This is a genomic window from uncultured Campylobacter sp. (genome assembly GCF_938039205.1).
In the GTDB taxonomy this organism is placed as follows: Bacteria; Campylobacterota; Campylobacteria; order Campylobacterales; family Campylobacteraceae; genus Campylobacter_A.
In genome coordinates, this window is record NZ_CALHVM010000006.1 from 20,942 (window position 1) to 35,012 (window position 14,071).

The 14,071-nt window shown below is 46.7% G+C and carries 12 protein-coding genes; 3 read left to right on the plus strand and 9 right to left on the minus strand.

The genetic code is table 11. The annotated features are described in order from the left end of the window. Positions 1 to 15: 15 nt before the first annotated feature. From Q0394_RS00810 to Q0394_RS00840, 7 genes are all read right to left on the minus strand, one after another. Complete coding sequence (locus Q0394_RS00810; protein WP_298945008.1) at positions 16 to 420, minus strand: hypothetical protein; 405 nt, start codon at positions 418 to 420, stop codon at positions 16 to 18. A gap of 234 nt (positions 421 to 654) precedes the next feature. Beyond that, positions 655 to 1,413, minus strand: a complete 759-nt coding sequence (locus Q0394_RS00815; protein WP_298945010.1) for a flagellin — start codon at positions 1,411 to 1,413, stop codon at positions 655 to 657. 96 nt (positions 1,414 to 1,509) lie between these two features. Beyond that, positions 1,510 to 2,991 carry a DKNYY domain-containing protein gene (locus tag Q0394_RS00820; protein ID WP_366115498.1) on the minus strand — a complete coding sequence of 494 codons (1,482 nt, stop codon included), beginning with the start codon at positions 2,989 to 2,991 and terminating at the stop codon, positions 1,510 to 1,512. Positions 2,992 to 3,044: 53 nt separating this feature from the next. Then, positions 3,045 to 3,491: a hypothetical protein gene (locus Q0394_RS00825; protein ID WP_298945012.1), complete on the minus strand. Its 447-nt coding sequence runs from the start codon at positions 3,489 to 3,491 to the stop codon at positions 3,045 to 3,047. Beyond that, the gene (abc-f, locus tag Q0394_RS00830; protein ID WP_298945014.1) at positions 3,488 to 5,428 is read right to left on the minus strand and encodes a ribosomal protection-like ABC-F family protein; all 1,941 of its coding nucleotides are present in this window, start codon (positions 5,426 to 5,428) and stop codon (positions 3,488 to 3,490) included. Before abc-f ends, Q0394_RS00825 begins: the two co-directional genes overlap by 4 nt. Continuing rightward, positions 5,415 to 6,395, minus strand: coding sequence for an HTH domain-containing protein (locus Q0394_RS00835; protein ID WP_298945016.1), 981 nt, complete (start codon positions 6,393 to 6,395; stop codon positions 5,415 to 5,417). Before Q0394_RS00835 ends, abc-f begins: the two co-directional genes overlap by 14 nt. 11 nt (positions 6,396 to 6,406) lie before the next feature. Continuing rightward, the gene (locus tag Q0394_RS00840; protein ID WP_298945019.1) at positions 6,407 to 7,720 is read right to left on the minus strand and encodes a sodium-dependent transporter; all 1,314 of its coding nucleotides are present in this window, start codon (positions 7,718 to 7,720) and stop codon (positions 6,407 to 6,409) included. A 165-nt stretch (positions 7,721 to 7,885) separates the two neighbouring features. Here Q0394_RS00840 and Q0394_RS00845 point away from each other — a divergent pair, with 165 nt between their 5' ends. The 3 genes from Q0394_RS00845 to Q0394_RS00855 are packed head-to-tail and all read left to right on the plus strand — an operon-like array spanning position 7,886 to position 10,518. Further along, complete coding sequence (locus Q0394_RS00845; RefSeq protein ID WP_298945021.1) at positions 7,886 to 9,205, plus strand: MATE family efflux transporter; 1,320 nt, start codon at positions 7,886 to 7,888, stop codon at positions 9,203 to 9,205. Next, positions 9,181 to 9,990: a SprT family zinc-dependent metalloprotease gene (locus Q0394_RS00850; RefSeq protein WP_298945023.1), complete on the plus strand. Its 810-nt coding sequence runs from the start codon at positions 9,181 to 9,183 to the stop codon at positions 9,988 to 9,990. Before Q0394_RS00845 ends, Q0394_RS00850 begins: the two co-directional genes overlap by 25 nt. Positions 9,991 to 10,035: 45 nt before the next feature. Further along, a complete protein-coding gene (locus Q0394_RS00855; protein WP_298945025.1) occupies positions 10,036 to 10,518 on the plus strand; it encodes a tetratricopeptide repeat protein in 483 nt (160 codons plus the stop codon). Between the two features lie 127 nt (positions 10,519 to 10,645). Here Q0394_RS00855 and Q0394_RS00860 read toward each other — a convergent pair whose 3' ends face one another. Beyond that, on the minus strand, positions 10,646 to 12,745 hold the full coding sequence (locus tag Q0394_RS00860) for a TRAP transporter permease (RefSeq protein WP_298945027.1): 2,100 nt from the start codon (positions 12,743 to 12,745) through the stop codon (positions 10,646 to 10,648). A 347-nt stretch (positions 12,746 to 13,092) separates the two neighbouring features. Next, positions 13,093 to 14,031 (minus strand): TAXI family TRAP transporter solute-binding subunit, encoded by a 939-nt coding sequence (locus tag Q0394_RS00865; protein ID WP_185897803.1) that lies wholly within the window; start codon positions 14,029 to 14,031, stop codon positions 13,093 to 13,095. Between the last annotated feature and the right edge of the window lie 40 nt (positions 14,032 to 14,071).

Below are 14,071 nucleotides of genomic sequence, written 5' to 3' on the forward strand. Positions count from 1 at the left end.
AATTTAGTTTAAATTCTACTTCTCGCCGCAGTCAAATATCTGTGCACGCACGCGGTAGCTATTTACGTAAACAGCGTTTTGCGGACACCCAACTAGTCTACCTAGCTCGCCGTAGCAAAGCGCCTGCTCACTCAAAACGTAAAGAGTTATGCGTTTACCGGTACCCACGACGGCGACGGCTTCGTTTCTTAGGTCATTGAGTGCACCTTTTCTTACCTGCTCCAAAGTCGCTGCGGCGTATCCAGTCGCGTCGTCGCTACCTTCAGCCTCGCCCAAAACCCTACAGTTATACGGCGTATCGCGAACCTCGGTTATTCCGCGAGCGCTTGCATCAAGTGGCTTTGGCGAAAACATAGGCACGCCGCAACCGCCAAGCATTAATACGGACATACAAACCAACATTAAATTTGAGATTTTCATCCCCTATCCTTTAAAATAAATTTTATAAGTATTATATTTCAAAAAGAAGAAAAATACAAGATAAATTTGGCGTAAATTTTAGAATTGTAATAACTCTTTCCAAATGCCTTTTATGGGTTTTAAGGGTTTTAAGAGGATAAATTTTACGGCAACTTTGTTGTTAAAATCGGAGTAAAAACAAAAGCATTTTAGCCGCCAAGGAGCATAGCGGCTAAAAGATAAAAGCAGTTAAATTTAACCCAAAAGCCTGTTAAACTGGCTTTGCAAACTTGCGGTATTGTGCGCTTGAGCGAGGATCGCGGCGTTTGCTTGCAGGACGTTTTGCTTAAATGCGCTTATATTTTTAGCGATGTCGTTATTTTGCAGCTGCGACTCGCTTTGTCTTAGTGCGACGTTTTTGGTTAGACTCGCGTTGATGCCCGAGATAATGCCGTTTTGCGCCGCGCCGATCTCACCTCGCAGAGCGTTTACGCTACCGATAAATTTACTCACGCTATCGCCGCTACTCACGTCAATACCGCTAAAATCAGGCGCGTTTAAATTTACGCTCGCCGAGCCGTTACCGGTTAGGAAGCTCATCTGCCCGCCAAATACGTTTTTACCGTTAAAACTCGCCTGCTGCGTGCTCTCTCTCATAGCGCCCACGAGTGCATCCGCTTCGCTTTTTATCATCTTTTGCTGGTCGGAGTTTAGGATGCCGCCGTTATATCTCACTGAGAGCTCGCCGATACGGTCGGCGCTTTGCGTGATATTTGCTAGCGTGGAGTCTGCGATCTGCAGGATACCGATGGCATCGTTTGCATTTGCGACGCCCTGCTCTAGCGTGGAGCTTTGGGAGCGAAGCGAGTCTGCGATAGCAAGATTTGCGCTGTCGATACCGCTTAGAGCACGCTGTGCGGAGATGTTATTTAGGGCTTTTGCGCTGTTATTTTGAGCTTGTTCTAGGTATTGATTGCTTAGGCTTGAGTTTGCGGAAAAATTTCCCAGTTTCATTTGCACTCCTTTTAAATTTGACCCGATTTTAGCGAAAATTTGATTAAAATTTGCTAGCGGCGAGCACAGCGTCAAATTTGAGCGTTTTAAGCAAATTTAACGTCTAAATTTTACTTTGCCTCGAGGTTTTGTCGCGACTTCGTTTTCTACCGCTTTTGCGCGGCTTTTATACTCATAGGCTTTGCCCGCGATCGCCGCCAAAATCGCAACACCTAAAAATATCCAAAGATAATACCTCTCCTCGCCGTCATAACTAGTAACCGCCTCAAAAACCAGCTCGCCTTGCGCCGGTACGAGCCGCCCATCTTTTATCATCTTGTGGATATCCTCGCTGCTCGGATTTTTGCCGCGCGGATCATACGGCCGCGTCAGGATCTCTATGACGGCAGTATCTGCGATCTCGTAGACGCTAGAGTCTATGAGCTGCCTCGTCCCAAGCGCGTCAAAATAGTAAATTTTATCGCCGTTTGCGTAAACCGCGCCGTATACGCCGTTACGCACGAGCCCTATTTTGCGCCATTGCTCGCTCGTTTTAAGCCTAAAAAGCTCCGTGTGGCGCGAGCCCAAATGCCTGCCGCTCTTATTTCTGTGCCATATTTCGCGGCTTTGCACAAAATAAGTGTGAGCGCCGCTAATAAAAACGCTACCCGCAAGTGGCGAAATTTCACCCGCAAAAGGATCGTCTCCCGCGCGTTTTAGCTCGCCGCTTTCGCCGCCGCTATGACGCTGCCAAAAGTAAATCCCGCCCTTGCCGCGAAAAAGTAGATGATAGGCGTGCGCGCCGGAGACGCCAAAGGGTAGCGAATAAGGCGCAAATTTGGGTGCAAACTCGTGCTCGTCCGCATAAACCGCGCCACTAGCGGGCTCTAAAAGATAGTGCACGCCACCAAAATACGCCGCCTCGTGCAGCTCTGCCGTAAATTTTACCGCAAGACGCGAGCTTTTAAAATAGACATTTCGCCCGTCCGTAACGTAAAAATCGCTAGTTCGTCCACGCGCGTCTAGCACGTATCTTAGCGCCATAGCATCTGCGCTCTCTAGCTGCTTACCCTCAAAATACACCCTGCCGCCTTCGCCGCCCAAAGCCGCTTTTTCCGCCACAAATCCAAAATCTAAAATAGGGGCTAAATTTGCGCTTGAAACGCGCTCGGTTTTATAAATATAGCTTTGCGGTTTATCAGCACCAAATATCGCGTACGCCATAGTTTGAACCATCTCGGTAAAGCCGCCTAGCTCGTAGTTCCTCTCGCCTACGTCGCTACAAAAATAACTAATCTCGCCGTCCGTGAAATATCCGTTGCCAATCGCCCTAGCACGAGATGGCTCTAGCCTGGTCATAGCGAGATTGCCGCAGTAGACGGCGTTTTCGCCCATGCCGACGTTTCGGCCGCGGTAACCCTCAGACGCGAAAACCCTAAATTTATCCGCCCGCACGCCCTTTAGCTCAAATTTGCCTCCGCTTGGGATGAGCGCGTAAATTTTACCCTGCGGCGTAACGTAAAATTCGCTGTTACCTATCTGGGTAAAATCATTCTCCTCCTCGTAGCTAGCGACATAAACGTAGTATAAATTTTTTATCTTTCAAAGTGCCGCCTATTTTTAGAAGCTCTGATGTTTATCGAACTCAAATTTTACGCAAAATGCCTCAAAATTTTAAATTTTCCTATCGCATGGTAAGCTAGCGACCAAACAAGGAAGCAAATACAAATAAGCCGAATAATATCGGTAAAATCGCGAATCTCAAATCTGCCCGTAATCAAAGAAAAAATCACTCCGCCCGCGATACAAAGGGCAAGAAGCGTCAGCGAGATAAAAACCGCAATGTTTATAATTTTTGCCGTCTTGCTCCTGTTTTCGCTATTTTTAGCTAGGGTTTCAAGCAGGGTTATTCTATTTATAAAGCCGTCTCTTTCGTACTCTACGCGCACGAGATCGCCCTGTTCCAGACTAAAATCCGCCGAAAAAACGCCGCTAAATTTAATCCCGTCCAGCTCAAAACTAGCGCCGATGAACTCGTCTCGCTTAATCGTACGTAAATTTAGAGCGCTAACTCTGCCCGTTTTAGTTAATTTTTTCAAATTTGCTCCAAATTTTCGGCGATTTCTAAGACTTCAAAGTATTCGTTCTCTAACGTTTCAAGCTCGCCTTTTGCCGCTTCTAGGTCGTTATAAAGCACGGTTAGGCCGATTTGTTGATAGATTTTAGGATCGCTAAGGCCGGCGTTTAGCTCTTTTATCTTAGCTTCCAGCGCGGCGATTTTCTCTGGGTGCGAGGATAAAATTTGCGTTTGCTTGTAGCTTAACTTTGCGCCGGTTTTGCTCTTTTGCTTTTGCGCTTGCTCGGCTTCGCTTGCTAGGCTTGCTTCAAATTTACCAAGCTCGGCTAATTCGTCTTCTAGCTCGAGATAGACGCTGTACTCTTGATGTAGCACCTCTATTTGCGTGCCCTCAAAGGCCCAGAGTTTGTGCGCGATCTTATCGACGAAGTAGCGGTCGTGACTCACGATGATTATAGCGCCCTCAAAGCTTTGCAGGTAGTCTTCAAGGATGTTGATAGTTGCGATATCCAGGTCATTTGTCGGCTCATCTAGTACGAGCACGTCGTACTCCTTGCTAAAAAGCAGAGCCAGCGCAACGCGGTTTTTCTCGCCGCCGCTTAGCACGCCGATGGGTTTATCGAGGAATTCTTTAGGAAATAGGAAATTTTTAAGGTAGCCATAAACGTGCATATTACGCCCACGCACCATGACGTGATCGCCGCCGTTTGGGCAAAAGGTCTCGATGAGGCTTTTATCGTCATCCAGCGCGCTTCTGGACTGATCAAAGTACCCCACGCGCACTTCGCCTCGCTTGATCTCGCCGCTGCTAGGCTTTTCAAACCCGAGTAAAATTTTAATAAGAGTGCTTTTGCCGCTACCGTTTCGCCCGACTATCGCGATACGCTCGCCTTGCAAAACCCGCGCGTTAAAACCCGAAAAAAGCTGCTTGCCGCCGATATTTTTGCTTAATTGCTTGATCTCAAATAGCATCTTTTTGCGGTTTACGCTTTGCGTTTGGTTAAAATTTTTACTCGCGCGCTCAAGCTCGAGCCTAACGCGGCGTATCACGCCCGGGTTTTTCTTCGCCTCCTCGCGCATGGCTAGCACTCGCTCTTTGCGCCCTTCATTGCGTTTTAGACGTGCTTTGACGCCTCTGCGTAGCCACTCCTCCTCGGCTTTTAGCTGTTTTAGCAAAGTTTCGTGAGATTTAGCTAGGCTGGCTAAAATTTCCTCTTTTTTAGCTAGATAGTTTGCATAACCGCCGTCAAACGACGCCAACGCGCCTTCCTCGATCTCGATGCTTCTAGTTGCCAGCGCGTCGATAAAGTAGCGATCGTGCGAGATGAAAACTATCGTCTGGCGCGAGCTTTTTAGCATATCCTCTAAAAATCTCACCATATAGACGTCAAGGTGGTTCGTAGGCTCGTCAAGTAGCAAAATATCGGGCTTTTTAAGGATCAAAGCGCCCAGAGCCACGCGGCGTATCTCGCCTCCGCTAAGGCTTGCGACAGCGCGGTTTTCGTACTCTTTTAGCTTAAACTCCTCCAGTACGCGCTCGATCTTGCGCTCGATCTGCCAGCCGTCTTTCGCCTCGATAAATTTGATTAGTTCGTCTTGCCTCGCGTTTAGTTCTTTGTTGTGCGGATCGCGGCCGAGCGCTTCTAGTACCGCCGCATACTCGTCGCGCGCATCAAATATCTCTTTTAGTTCTAAATTTAGCGCGTCTTTTACCGTCGCTGCATCGTCAAATTTGGGATTTTGCGCGAGCATTTCTACTTTTACGCCGCCTTGCAGGATACGCCTGCCGCTATCAGGCTCTAGCGAGCCCGCTACTAGCTTCATCAGTGTACTTTTGCCGCTACCGTTTTTACCGATGATTGCGATGCGCTCGCGCTCGTTTACGCTGAGGCTTACTTTGTTTAAAATTTCATTCGGACCGAATTTTTTACTAACGTCGATTAAATCAACTAATGCCATTAGTGTCCATTTTTTTATCTTTTATATATTTTTGTATTTTTTCATCATCAAACACATTATCATAATCCCCAGCAATCTTGCCGCCAACTTCGTTTATCTGAATATCTTTAACAATGTCGTTCAAAAATTCTTTAAAATTTGGATTTTTTTCCGTCAAAATATCAAGTGTAACACTATCAATTTGCCTTTGTTTTGATGCAATTAAAATTTTTGAGCTTAAAATCTCAGTGTCGAGCTTTATAAGTCCTATGCCAAAATTTGCATTTAGTCTTCTTAGCTCTTGCATGATCTCATCATTTTCATCAAAATCAAATACTACCAAATATCCTTCATTAGCCCAGCTTGAGTTTGAAACAGCTTGAAAATACGATGATTTGAGATTTGACCAATCAAGTGAAATTTTAATTTCAAAAGAATAAAGTTTATGATTTATAACATTTAGTTTTTTGAGTAGGTCAAAAGAGGTTTTCGCAAAATCATTAAAACCAAAATGAACACCAACTACATCTGGATGTAACCATTCATTTTGACCACCCTTTTCCTTGATGCTTTTTTCGTGATAGATAGTTTTAGCATATACATCAAACAATGGGCTTTCAAGCAAGAATTTTACAAGCAAAGGATGTAAATCTCGTTCTTTAAATTTCTCTTTTTTTACCTTTTGCTCCAATGCTACACAATTTTCCGAATCAATTTCTTTTTTTGATTCTGCAATTTCTTGATATTTACGCCCCTTTAGTCCAAATCTCGTCGGCTGACGAGAAAGTGCAATAAATTTTGAATCTTGTTTTTTTACATTAGTATAAAGCAGTGCAGCCAAACTATCCTTAGGTGTTATACCGCCAGAATTCAGCTTCTTATCAAAACCTAATTCAACTGCTTTTTGCCAAATTTCTTGAGACTTAAGCGGCTCACGGCTATTATTTAAAACATCATACGCTAAATCCGAAAATGTATATTTTTCCACTATCTTCCCCTTTAAAACGATATATGCATGCTAAGCGCGATGACACAAAGCGTAAGCGCCATCGGCACGTAGATATATCTGCCCGTAAAATACCAAAACGCGCCTTGCTTTTTTGCAGCGCCCGTGTTAATCTCATCCATGATCTCTTCTTTTTTTATGACCCAAAACCACGACACCGCGCCGATCACCGCGCCGATAGGGATGATATAGATCGATACGAAGTCCATCCACGGTCCCCAGCTAGTTATGGCTTCCATATTTACGCCGATACCAAAGCATATTATGCAAAGCGCTATCAGCACGACGCCGCGCTTTAGGCTAGGAAATTTGTGCATTATCGACTCGGCGACAGCTTCGAACATATTTTGTAGCGAGGTCACGCCGCCAAAAATCACCGCCGTAAATAAAATAATCGCGAAAATTTGACCGCCGGGCATGTCTTGTAAAATTTTAGGTAGCGTTACAAAAAGTAACCCGGGCCCAGCCGCAGGATCCATGCCGTAAGCAAATACCGCAGGCAGCATAACAAGCGCCGCCGTCATCGCCGCGATCGTATCAAAGATCGCCGTCTTTTGCGCGCTATCTACGACGTCCTCGTCCTTTGATAGATACGCGCCGTAGACGATCATACCGGAGCCCGTGATAGATAGCGAGAAAAAGGCCTGACCCATCGCCGCTACCCATACCATCGGATCGGCTAGCTTGCCCCAGTCGCTGTGAAAGACGAATTTATACCCGCCAAACGCCCCGTCTAAAAACGCCACTCTAATCGCTAAAATAAAAAATAGCACGAAAAATAGCGGCATCATGATTTTATTTGTCTTTTCGATGCTGTGTGCGCCGAAAAATAGCGTAAACAGCGTACCTGCAACGACGATAAAGTGAAACGGCACGACAGAATAGGACGAAAGCGCAAAGGACTCAAACCAAGTGTTCGTATCCACCGTCATCAGCGAGCCTGTGATCGCCTGAAATAGCGCCTTTAAAACGTATGCGATGATGACAGCGTAGCCGATAGCGATACACATCGAGCCAGCTAGCGGTATCCAGCCTAAAATTTTACCGAACGTGCCCCAGTTTCGACTCTTCCACGCATATTCGTATGAGCCTAGCGTGCCGGTTTTGGCGCGCCTGCCGATAGCGTACTCAGCAGAAAGCCCCACGTAGGAAAATATCGCGATAAAAAACAGATAAACGAGCAAAAACGCGCCGCCGCCGTTCGTACCGACCTTATAAGGAAACCCCCAGACGTTGGCCATACCGATAGCCGAGCCCACGCAAGCGATGATAAACGCCCAGCGTGACGTAAAATTTGTTTTGTGCATTTGATATCCGTTTAGATTAAATTTTCTCAATTATACTTGATTAAGCTAATAAAAAGATTATGCCCCGCTCGCCCATAAAATACGCCGCTTCGCCTTAAAACGCTTTAAATTTATATTTGGGTATAATCGCGCGTTATCTAAAATCCACGTTACAAAAGAGAATTTATGAATTTATCGCTCAAAAAGCTCACTATACCGATATTTTTGGATATGTTTTTGCACTTCGTGACGCTCATCATAAACACATATATGGTGACTAAGGTCAGCGTCCATCTAGTCGGCGCCATGGGTGCTGGCAACCAGATAATGGATCTTTTTATGACCATTTTTAGCTTCCTTAGCGTGGGCTGCTCAGTCGTGGTCGCTCAGGCTCTAGGCGCGCGAAATCACAACCTAGCCAAACGCGTCATACACGCTAGCATCACGTTTAACACGATCATCGGCCTTGGCAGCGCGGTTTTTATTTACTTTTTCGGTTTTGAGATTTTAGAGCTTTTAAACGTCCCCGAGCAGCTTCGTGCCCAGAGCTTTGGCTACTTGCATATGCTCGGTATCGCGCTAGCCTTTGACGGTATCGGCATGGTGCTTGCAGCCGTGCTTCGCGTTTACAACTTCGCCACCGCCGTCATGCTAGTTTCGCTGCTCATGAACGTCATCACCCTTTGCGGTAACGCCATCGCACTTTTTGGCTGGCTGGGACTACCAAACTACGGCCTCTACGGCGTCGCGGTTTCGACCGTTGTCGGACGACTAGTGGGCGTTATCGTGCTATTTTTGATACTGACACGCTACGCGAAAGTTAATATTTTCTTTAAACGCCTATTTAGCCTGCCGTTTGCCATTTTGCGTAAAATTTTATCCGTCGGACTTCCGAGCGCGGGCGAAAATTTACTCTGGATGGCGCAGTATATGGTGGCTTTTGGCTTTGTAGCGAGCATGGGCGAGGCCAGCTTAAACGTGCAGACCATCTACTTTCAGATCACGCTTCTTATCCTTCTTTGCGGAGCCAGTATCAGCGTGGCAAACGAAGTCATCGTCGGCCACCTAGTCGGCGCGATGAGATTTGACGAGGCCTACTCGCGCACTTTCCGCGCGCTTCGCATCGGCTTTATCGCGACTCTCGCGGTCGTTTTGGCGGCGTATTTTTGCAAATTTGAGATCATGGAGCGGTTAAATTTGACCGAGGAGCTAAAGGTCGTCATGCTACCGCTTTTTACGCTTTCTATCGTGCTTGAGACGGGACGAACGTTTAACATCGTAATCGTAAATGCTCTGCGCGCGAGCGGGGATGCTAAATTTCCACTGATGACGGGCGCCGTGTTTATGTGGGGCGTGAGCTTGCCGCTAGGATACTATCTAGGCATCGTGCAGGGCATGGGGATCATCGGCGTTTGGATTGGATTTACCGCCGACGAGTGGCTGCGCGGACTCGTAAATACCTGGCGCTGGAGAAGCAGAAAATGGCAATCAAAACGCCTCGTGTAAAAACCGTTTGCGTAAAATGCGGCGAATTTGACGTCGCGCTAAATTTTAAAAAAGGCGTCAAAACAACTAGACTAAAAGTCGCTAAAACCGGCGAGATCTCAGTCTCACTGCCCTTTTACGCCGCGCAAAAATATGCGCTAGAGTTTGTGCAAAAAAACTACGACTGGCTAAAATCGGCTCACGAAAAGACGCTATCAAATTTACCGCGCGAGGACGAGTTTAGACTACTGGGCGAGGTTTATCGCATCAAATTTGAGCCGAATTTAAAGGGCGTAAATTTGATAAGGTTTGCAAGCGGCTCGGGAGCTTTTGACGGTTTAAATTTGAGCTCGGGCGGGCTAGGCCCGCACCTTTACGGCGCTAAATTTGACGCTAGCGAATTTAACCAGCACCTTGACGAAGCCAAATTTAAAAGCTCGGACGAACGCAAATTTGACGGCGAAATTTACGCTGCGAGTTTAGCTGCGCTAGAAAACCACAAAAAAGCTTTTGCAAGGCGCATTTACGGGCATTTTATAGCTAAATTCGCTCCAGCTGTAAACCGCAAGATAAACCGCGTCGTCGTTCGCAAAATGACCACTCGCTGGGGTAGCTGCAACTCGCGCAAAGGCTATATAAATTTAAGTCTAAATTTGATCGAAAAAGCCCCAGAACTAGTCGAATACGTCGTGCTTCACGAGCTAACCCATCTCATCTACCCCCACCATCAAAAAAGCTTTTATGGCTTTATCGCAGGGCTAATGCCTGATTTTAAAACGCGAGAACAACGGCTAAACAAAAAATAATTTTAAATATGCTAAAATAGAATATTTTTAATTTAAAGGGAGATAATGAAAAAACTTCTAATGCTAGTTGCCGCGGTTTTTGCTCTGGGCGGCGATTTTGAGGACGGCGTAAAGGCCTACGAGGGCTCTAAATTTGTAACGGCTCGCGAGAAATTTGCAGCTGCCTGCGACGCGAACAACGGTCTAGCCTGCGCAAAACTAGGCGCGCTTTATCAGCTGGGCAAGGATATCCTGCCTGACACCAAAAAAGCACTTGAGCTATACGAAAAAGGCTGCGAACTAGGCTCTAAAGAGGCCTGCTCGGGTGCCGGCGGGATATACGTATCAAGCGACAAAGAAAAGGCGCGTGCACTGCTAAATAAGGGTTGCGAGCTTGGCGACGGCTTTTCATGCGCGACTGCGGGATCGTATCTGCTAGAGGAGAAAAAATTTAAAGAGGCATATGCGCTCTTTGAAAAAGCATGCAAGATAGGCGATAGCCTCGGATGCCAATTTGCAAGCGATCTAAAACGCTCAAAAAGACTTTAATTTTTCTTACTCGGGTTAAATTTGACGGTTAAATTTAACCCAAATTTATCTTTTCTATACACTACTTCCAAAACGAAAGCTTTTAAAATTTACGAGAGAGTAATCAACAGGCCGAGAAAGCGCAGGCTTAAGCGCCTACGCCAACCCTCTTCTCCGCTTTATTTTGTATCCATTGAAATGCAAATAACGCCGCGTAAAGCGAAACGCCGATCGCGTAAGAAATGTATTCGTTTGGGATAAACGGGATGTACTTGGCGCACATATTAGGCACCAAAGTTAGCGGCACTACGCACAAAAGTAATGCGCGCTCTAGCATGCTTACGCGTTTAACGAAATACCCCTGAAGCGCCGAAGAAAAGGCAAACATACCAACTAGAGCCGTACCGAAAATCAGCGCCATCTCGAGCGGATTTGTTATCCACACTATGCCTTTAGCGTCGTTTGGATTGGCCGAGTTTACGCTCTCTATCAAAAGCAGCTTGTTGTTAAACACGAAAGAAAACGGCAAAATAGTCGTACGCAGGTCATAGAAAAAGCCTTGCACGCCCACGGTTACGGGATTTGCTTTAGCGATACCAGCCGCAGCGTATGCCGCGATACCGACCGGAGGCGTATCGTCTGCTAGGATACCAAAGTAAAAGACGAAAAGATGCACGGCGATAGCAGGAATAAGAAAGCCGTTTTTGTGCGCCAAAAACAAAATCACAGGCGCGACTAGCGAGCTAACGACGATATAGTTTGCCGTCGTCGGCAAGCCCATGCCTAGTATCAGCGACATTATCGCAGTGAGAAATAGGATGAGCACGATGTTGTTGCCGGCTAAATTTTCCACGACTTCAGATAGCACTTGTCCGACTCCAGTTAGCGAGATAGAGCCCACGATAATGCCCGCTAGACCCGTAGCTATAGCGATCGTAGTCATGCTTTTAGCCGCCGTTACCATCGCCCAAAATATATCCGCAAAGCCGATGATAAAGTCCTCTTTGCCGACGTCCTCGCCGTGAGCCATTTTTTTAACGGGTTCCTGAAAAAGGATAATCAAAAACAGCACGCAAATAGCGTTAAAAGCTGCTGAGATCGGAGATTCGTTTGCAATTAACAATGTATAGAGCAAAACCAAAATCGGGATAAGATAGTGCAGACCGCTCACGAAAATCTTAAGCTTAGATATGCTGGCACCCTGTTCCATGCCTTTTAGCCCTAGCTTACAACTCTCAAGGTGCACGATGAAAAACAGCGACAAATAGCACACAAATGCCGGAATCACAGCCGCTATCATGACGTTTGTGTAACTAAGACCCAAAAACTCGGCGATGATAAAGGCCGCCGCGCCCATGATAGGCGGCATCAGCTGACCATTTACGCCCGCAGCCACCTCGATCGCGCCTGCCTTGGTACTAGTTAGCCCCGCCTTTTTCATCAACGGGATCGTAAATGTTCCAACTGTAACGACGTTTGCCGTGGAGCTGCCGCTCACCATGCCGGTTAGTCCTGACGCGATAACCGAGGCCTTCGCCGGTCCGCCGCGGAATTTGCCCAGCAGCGCAAAGGCTAAATTTATAAAGTACTGCCCCGCTCCGGCGCGCTCCAAAAGCGAACCGAACAAGACAAAAAGATAAATGAAACTCACGCTAACGCCAAGCGGCACGCCAAAAACGCCCTCGGTCGTAAGGTACATGTGGCCGGCGAGCTTGTTTAGGCTAGCGCCCTGGTGCGCGATGATGTCGGGCATATACTGACCGAAATAATCATACGCTAAAAATATCGCCGCGATAATAGGAAGCGCTGGACCGATTATCCTGCGACCCGCCTCAAACAGCACGACAACGGCGACACAGGATACGGCTATATCAAAGCTCGTGTAGTCTCCTGGGCGCTGCGCTAGAGCGTAAAACTCTATGAGCGGATAGAGCGCGGCTAGCGTGCCCACAACACAGAGCGCGATGTCGTAAAACGGTAGGCTGGAGTGGGCTTTTTTATGAATTTTAAGCGGATAGAGCAAAAACAGCAGACAAATAGCAAACGCAAGGTGCGCCGAGCGCGACATCGTCGTGTTCATTGGAAAATACGCGATATAAAGCTGAAAAACCGACCATGCAAAGCAGATAATGCTCGTGAAATATACATAAAAGTTCGAGTTTATCTCGCGCGTCTTTACCTCGACGAACTCCTCCTTTTCCTGCGTCGACTCGGTATTTATTCGTGTTTCGTTTAGATTTTTATCCATATTTGCTCTTAACCTCTTAAATTTTCTTTTTATAAAATTTGGCGATTTTGCCCGTAAAATCGGGCTTTATTTTTAAATTTGACCGGCTTTTCCTGCGCCTCAAAATTTGCTTACAAATTTAACCTTGCGCCATAAAGATGCTGGTTTTGCAAGCGGCAAAAAATCAGCCGAAAATTCGCGCATGAGCCAAATCTAAAATTTGACGCTTGATACGGCTAAAGTAAACTCACCGCCCAAAAACAAGCTAGTAAAGCGTCAAATTTTAAATCCTCAAAAACTAAAAACAAGCCTTTAAATTTAAAAAGCAAGCCGCGCAGGTCAAATTTAACCCACGCGGCTAAGCTGGTTTATTTTATTATGCCGGCTTTTTTAAACTCAGCCTCAGCAGCCGGGTGCAAAGGTGCAGAAAGCCCCTCTACTAGGCTCTCTTTGGTAACCGATGCGAGTGCGGGGTGCAGGCTCTTATACTCGTCGAAGTTATCCAAGATAGCCTTTACGACCGCGGCCACCGCAGTGTCGCTCATGCCCTTGTCGGTTACTAGTACGGCTTTAACGCCGATACTTTTTACGTCGTGATCCACGCCCTCATAGGTGCCTTTTGGTATCGTGCCTTTGGCAAAATACGGCATCGCAGCTATCATCTTATCGACCTGCTCGCCCTCGATGTTCACGATGTCGATAGGTAGCGAGTTTGCCGCGTCGGTGATGTTGGCCGTCGGGTGGCCGACCATGTAGAAGTAGCCGTCGATTTTCTTATCTTTTAGCGCGTGCGGGCATTCGCCAGCAGTTAAAACGCCGTGATGTTTTAGCTTTTTCTCGTCAAAGCCAAATGCCTTAAACACGCCAAGCGCGGTCATTTCATTGCCGCTGCCAGGGTTACCGACGTTGATCGCTTTGCCCTCAAGGTCGTTTATCGAGCCGATGCCGCTTGATTTTGAGACGACGAATGCGAGAAGTTCAGGGTAGATCGAGACGACCGCGCGCAGATTTTGATCGCCGTTTCCGTCAAATTTGCCTACGCCGTTAAATTTATCATAAACCACGTCACTTTGGACGAAGCCGAAATTTAGCTCTTTTTTTAGCACGTTATTTACGTTATAGACTGAGCCGCCGGTTGATTGCACCGAACATTTCATTTGCGGGTCTTTATTTACAAGGCGACATATCGCTCCGCCGACTGGATAATACGTGCCCGTCATCGCTCCGGTACCGATAGATACGAACTCCTTTGCGCCCAGCGCAGACGCGAAAAGCAACCCGGCTAATGCCAAAGATGTAGTTTTCATTTAACTTCCTTTCAAAGAATTTTTCTGATTTTACTCTCAA

Excerpts from the sequence above, each read along its gene's own strand:
- Q0394_RS00810 (WP_298945008.1), bottom strand. The coding sequence starts at position 420 with ATGAAAATCTCAAATTTAATGTTGGTTTGTATGTCCGTATTAATGCTT.
- Q0394_RS00815 (WP_298945010.1), bottom strand. The coding sequence starts at position 1,413 with ATGAAACTGGGAAATTTTTCCGCAAACTCAAGCCTAAGCAATCAATAC.
- abc-f (WP_298945014.1), bottom strand. The coding sequence starts at position 5,428 with ATGGCATTAGTTGATTTAATCGACGTTAGTAAAAAATTCGGTCCGAAT.
- Q0394_RS00840 (WP_298945019.1), bottom strand. The coding sequence starts at position 7,720 with ATGCACAAAACAAATTTTACGTCACGCTGGGCGTTTATCATCGCTTGC.
- Q0394_RS00845 (WP_298945021.1), top strand. The coding sequence starts at position 7,886 with ATGAATTTATCGCTCAAAAAGCTCACTATACCGATATTTTTGGATATG.
- Q0394_RS00850 (WP_298945023.1), top strand. The coding sequence starts at position 9,181 with ATGGCAATCAAAACGCCTCGTGTAAAAACCGTTTGCGTAAAATGCGGC.
- Q0394_RS00855 (WP_298945025.1), top strand. The coding sequence starts at position 10,036 with ATGAAAAAACTTCTAATGCTAGTTGCCGCGGTTTTTGCTCTGGGCGGC.
- Q0394_RS00860 (WP_298945027.1), bottom strand. The coding sequence starts at position 12,745 with ATGGATAAAAATCTAAACGAAACACGAATAAATACCGAGTCGACGCAG.
- Q0394_RS00865 (WP_185897803.1), bottom strand. The coding sequence starts at position 14,031 with ATGAAAACTACATCTTTGGCATTAGCCGGGTTGCTTTTCGCGTCTGCG.